This is a genomic window from Alkalisalibacterium limincola, assembly GCF_008017755.1.
GTDB classification, from domain to species: domain Bacteria; phylum Pseudomonadota; class Gammaproteobacteria; order Xanthomonadales; family Xanthomonadaceae; genus Alkalisalibacterium; species Alkalisalibacterium limincola.
Genome location: NZ_VRTS01000018.1, coordinates 1 through 4,314, shown reverse-complemented (window position 1 = coordinate 4,314; position 4,314 = coordinate 1). Strand labels below are relative to the sequence as shown.

6 protein-coding genes are annotated in these 4,314 nt (G+C 57.4%); all 6 read right to left on the bottom strand.

Annotated elements, in window-relative coordinates:
- Window positions 1-170: 170 nt before the first annotated feature.
- The 6 genes from FU658_RS14180 to FU658_RS14155 all read right to left on the bottom strand — a co-directional run bounded on the left by FU658_RS14180 (window position 171) and on the right by FU658_RS14155 (window position 4,208).
- The gene (locus tag FU658_RS14180) at window positions 171-473 is read right to left on the bottom strand and encodes a hypothetical protein (RefSeq protein WP_147892672.1); all 303 of its coding nucleotides are present in this window, start codon (window positions 471-473) and stop codon (window positions 171-173) included.
- Window positions 474-578: 105 nt separating this feature from the next.
- Complete coding sequence (locus tag FU658_RS14175; RefSeq protein WP_147892671.1) at window positions 579-1,049, bottom strand: hypothetical protein; 471 nt, start codon at window positions 1,047-1,049, stop codon at window positions 579-581.
- Between the two features lie 1,027 nt (window positions 1,050-2,076).
- A complete protein-coding gene (locus tag FU658_RS14170; RefSeq protein ID WP_147892670.1) occupies window positions 2,077-2,490 on the bottom strand; it encodes a PH domain-containing protein in 414 nt (137 codons plus the stop codon).
- Window positions 2,491-2,616: 126 nt separating this feature from the next.
- Window positions 2,617-3,195, bottom strand: coding sequence for a hypothetical protein (locus FU658_RS14165; protein ID WP_187266141.1), 579 nt, complete (start codon window positions 3,193-3,195; stop codon window positions 2,617-2,619).
- Between the two features lie 58 nt (window positions 3,196-3,253).
- Window positions 3,254-3,616 (bottom strand): hypothetical protein, encoded by a 363-nt coding sequence (locus tag FU658_RS14160; RefSeq protein ID WP_147892668.1) that lies wholly within the window; start codon window positions 3,614-3,616, stop codon window positions 3,254-3,256.
- A 190-nt stretch (window positions 3,617-3,806) separates the two neighbouring features.
- A complete protein-coding gene (locus FU658_RS14155; protein WP_147892667.1) occupies window positions 3,807-4,208 on the bottom strand; it encodes a hypothetical protein in 402 nt (133 codons plus the stop codon).
- Window positions 4,209-4,314: the final 106 nt, after the last annotated feature.

Below are 4,314 nucleotides of genomic sequence, written 5' to 3'. Positions count from 1 at the left end.
ACGAAGCGGTGTAGCGGTACGTGGTTCGTGGACCTGGCTTGGCCATGAAAGACACTCCTGAAGTTAGATCAGGGTGTCCACTAAAGCGGAGGAACTACCTATTCCGCTGAAACGCGAAGTTAGACGCTGCGTGCGCCCAGTCAGACGATTGCACGCAGCTCGCCCGCTTGCTAACCCACATCGCGTGCCTCCTCGTCTCGTTCTTCTCGCCTGGTGAAGTAGCCGACTCCTCCCGCGAACGCTAAGGCAACTATCCCCATTGCCCAGAAGGCACGATCAGCCCGGCGACTGGCTTGGTAGTGGTGATGCGGGAAGCTATCCACGATTGCCCGATCCTCGGGGCTCATGGTTGCGTCCTCAGCGATCTCCCTCAGCAGCTCATAGCCAGAAACCACCTCGCGGACTGCACTGCTGTGAACCTCGTAGGCCGCGAAAAATGCCAGGCCCAATGCAAGAAAGATGACGTAGCGCATTCGAGCCTCCCCGGCTAACACCCAAGTTCAGCGGAACCGCGCAGCGGTTTCCGCTGAAACGCGAAGTTAGGCGGTATCCGTACAATCCGCGCAGGCATCGCGTGGCTAGCTTGAGCGAAGTTCATACGCCTCCAACATTGCATACAGAGTATGTAAGCGGGCCAACGCATCCTCGTCGCCTTCCAGCGCATCCACTTGGTGCCGAACCAAGTAGTACTCCGAATCAGTGCGGATGCGCCCTCGAGTTTCAACCTTTTCCAGTCGCGCCGCTTCCTTGGCCATGAACTCTGGGTACTCGGCGCGGAAAGCGGCATAAAACGCCTTTTCAACAGTCTCGCGCCACTGAGCGCTAACGGCAGAGAAGGACTCCGGAGCCTCCCGCAGTCCCTGTTCGATGCCAGAAGCAAACTCACTGGATCTCACCTCGGGATTGCGTGCGCGTACTTCAATCATGCGGGCACTAAGATCCGCATAGACATCGTGCAGGCTTCGTGCGGTGCTGTCGGGAATGCCCTCAAGGCTCTTACCGAAGCGATCACACACTGCCACAAGATTTTCGAGTCGGGTCCGTCTCATGCGTACTCGCCTTTGCGGGCCTAACACCCAAGTTCAGCGGAACCGCGCAGCGGTTTCCGCTGAAACGCGAAGTTAGGCGCACCGCACGGGTACACGTCCTGCATTGACACCACACCGTCTCCAAGGGTCGCGACGCAAAATCGGGTGGAAAACGGCGACCGCACCACCTCAGCGGTCGTACCATCTGCTCTAGGTCCTATCCGCCTCAGAATTCCAAACCATGAAATAGAGATGAAAAGGGGCGGCAATGATTCCAAAGAAGAATAGCCCGATGGTCCAAATAAGCCAGTTCTCATGCTGCTTAATTATGGCGTACAGAAAACTGTAAAAGGTCAATCCAACAACAGTGATGTACGCTGGTGCAACCAATAAATCAACCCATACCGGGAGTGTAGTTGTTGTCAAAAACCAAGCATGAACTGCAATGCAGAGAAAACTTATGCCGTAAATATAAAGTTTAATTTTTCGGTTCATAAGTGCTCAGCGTAAGAGCGGGCTATACGTCGGGAACTCCAGCTTCCTCTGCTCAACCAATCTGCGGCCACCTTCCATTGCCGCCTAACACCCAAGTTCAGCGGAAACGCCGGCGCCAGCCGGTGTTTTCCGCTGAAACGCGTAGTTAGAGGGCGACGGTGTCATTGATGCGCACATCGCTGCCGTACTTGAAGTGGCGAACGGCCACGGTCTTGCCGTCGCAGACAAGCGCCACGTCGTGCCCCTTGCGAGATGGTCCAATAACAAAGCCCTCGTGAAAAGTGCCAGTAACGGGTCGTTGCCAAGGCGGGTGCGGAGAACCAGAGGCGGAGACGGACAACAGACACGGCTCTGCCGCCTCGGCGGGAGTCTGCCCGCTCACTTGCACATACCCATCTCTCGGTCCCAAGAGCGCGCAGCCGGGGAGAAAGGCGGAGCCCATCGCCAGGAGCCATAGCGCTGCAAGCGGTGGCTGCCTCATGCATCCGACCTCTAACACCCAAATTCAGCGGAAACGCTGCCGCTAGGCAGTGTTTTCCGCTGGAATGCGCAGTTAGGCGGCACCACGACGCGCAGCCTCCAGGTCGCTGAGGAACTTGTCCTTGTCGCGAGGAGAGATCATGAGCGAAGCACGCTGCCCGTAGTCGATGCGAAGTCGGTCTAGTGAGAGTGCCGGACTTGAAAGCGGGTTGGAAGTCGGCGTGATCCCGGTGATCTCCGCGACCTTGATGCGCCAAGTGAACGGGCCGCACTGGACCAGCAGCTGATCCCCCCGAATCGTGTAGCGCGTCGATAGCATCAGCCAGAGGGGGAGGGCTGCGCCTATCCCAGTAATGAACGCGGCGAGTGCCAAGTCGCCGATGGAGCCCCGTGCCGCGACGACGATAGCGCCGTACAGCGCCGCCAGGATCGAAATCGCCAGGACCGCGATGAGCCAAGCGTCTGCTTTGGATCTGTGGACTACCACCGCACGCTCCTTGTGAGGCCTAACACCCAAATTCAGCGGAAACGCTGCCGCTCGGCAGTGTTTTCCGCTGGAATGCGCAGTTAGGCTTGTTTGCCAGCTGCGCGCGCTGGAAATTGCGGGAGATCATCACGGCGTCGGCTCCGTTGTACGCGGCGCGAGCTCAAAGACTGCTCCAGCGGCTTTCGCCTCGGCCACCTCAAGCCACAACATTGACTCGTGTGGAGTGTTTGCAGCCCGCTCGATCATCTCGTCGTCGAAGCCAGCTTTGGCCATTGCTACCGCGGCGAGGCGAGACGAGTGACGCTGAACGGCGCCTCTCAGAATCGCAGGAGGGTCGCGTGATGGCCTGCCCGCATGAAAGCCGATGCGCGCGCCCTCGAAGAGGATGCGCTGCTCAGCCGAGGCCCACATGAGTGCGCACGCGCTTGCGCAACGACCACGTACACGGATTCCGATGCCACGATCATTTAGGAGATTGGCGGCAGCATAAGCCTCTTCGGAAAGGCCGCCGAGACTTTCGACCTCAAGAGAAGTTGCTGCAGCGTTACTGTCCAGGGCTGCGCGTAAGCGCTCACTGAAGCCAGCATCAATAGGCCCAGTTGCAATGACGAAGTCGAGGCCCTCCTTGGTTGCAATGGTAGCGGGGACACGGGGCGCTTCGGCTGTGAGTGATGCAGCTAGCGAGAGTGAGATGAGCAGCATCATGAGAGGCCTAACACCCAAGTTCAGGGGAACCGCGCAGCGGTTCCCCTGAAACGCGAAGTTAGACATCTGCGGGCTCAACGGTGACCGTGAGTTGTACATCATCGGTACCGATGGTCGCAGTCTTGCCGAGCTCAAGCTCCATCATTGGAGCCAGGTTGTGCGTGGCTGACTCGTAAACAGCATTGAGCTCGATGGTGCCGTTCTCTGTCGGCGAAACGGTGAAGTCGAGCTTGAACCAGCCCTCACCGTCTTGCGAGATGCTTGCCTCAGTGTCGGCGCGGACGCCAACCATCGGGGAAGAGCGAAGCTCCCCTGCCTCTCGAATCTCAAAGCTCACCTTGTAGAGATCTTCCGCGGCGAGGGTAGTCGCGGAAAACACAGCGCAGACAAAGAGTGCAACGGCAGACGCAACAAGCTTCATGACGATCTCCTTGTGGATGGCTAACACCCAAGTTCAGCGGAACCGCGCAGCGGTTTCCGCTGAAACGCGAAGTTAGGCTGCTGCGCATGTGAATTACGACCGCGCGCCATGAGGCCTCCAAATGGAGCCACGATTGAGTCTCCGCTGCATGGTCGGCTGAAGCCGCCGCACAGGTGGAGGTGGATCTGGTTCAACCGCCACATTGCTGAATAGCCAGTACGCGAAACCCAAACCAGAGCAGCAGAAAAGGTAATGCCACGGAAACAACAAACTGAAACGCCAGTGCCGGATAGTAGAATGGGCTGCGCTCGAGGGTGTACCTATCGTGCTTGATTATGGAATACATGCCACGCCCCTCAACTATTGCGAGCGTTAGCGGTATTGCAAGAAATCCTTTCCATAAGCCCGAGACAGTTTCACAGTGTGATTCACTCCAGTAGGATATCGCGATGCCAAGCAAGGCGAATTTAACTAGTAGTACTGGTGCCACATATAGCAAATAGATTGGCTTTTTCTGTCGAGCGATGGATACGCCTTGCCAAAGAGCGTGGGCGGCGTATACAGAAAAAGCGACTGCGATCCAAACTGGCATGAAATCAGCCTAACACCCAAGTTCAGCGGAACCGCGTAGCGGTTTCCGCTGAAACGCGAAGTTAGACCGAATCCGCCAATGGCCTTTCATTACTCGTATCTCTGAG

Bases quoted from the DNA above. Each gene is read 5' to 3' on its own strand.
- FU658_RS14180 (WP_147892672.1), bottom strand. From the start codon at position 473: ATGCGCTACGTCATCTTTCTTGCATTGGGCCTGGCATTTTTCGCGGCC.
- FU658_RS14175 (WP_147892671.1), bottom strand. From the start codon at position 1,049: ATGAGACGGACCCGACTCGAAAATCTTGTGGCAGTGTGTGATCGCTTC.
- FU658_RS14165 (WP_187266141.1), bottom strand. From the start codon at position 3,195: ATGATGCTGCTCATCTCACTCTCGCTAGCTGCATCACTCACAGCCGAA.
- FU658_RS14160 (WP_147892668.1), bottom strand. From the start codon at position 3,616: ATGAAGCTTGTTGCGTCTGCCGTTGCACTCTTTGTCTGCGCTGTGTTT.
- FU658_RS14155 (WP_147892667.1), bottom strand. From the start codon at position 4,208: ATGCCAGTTTGGATCGCAGTCGCTTTTTCTGTATACGCCGCCCACGCT.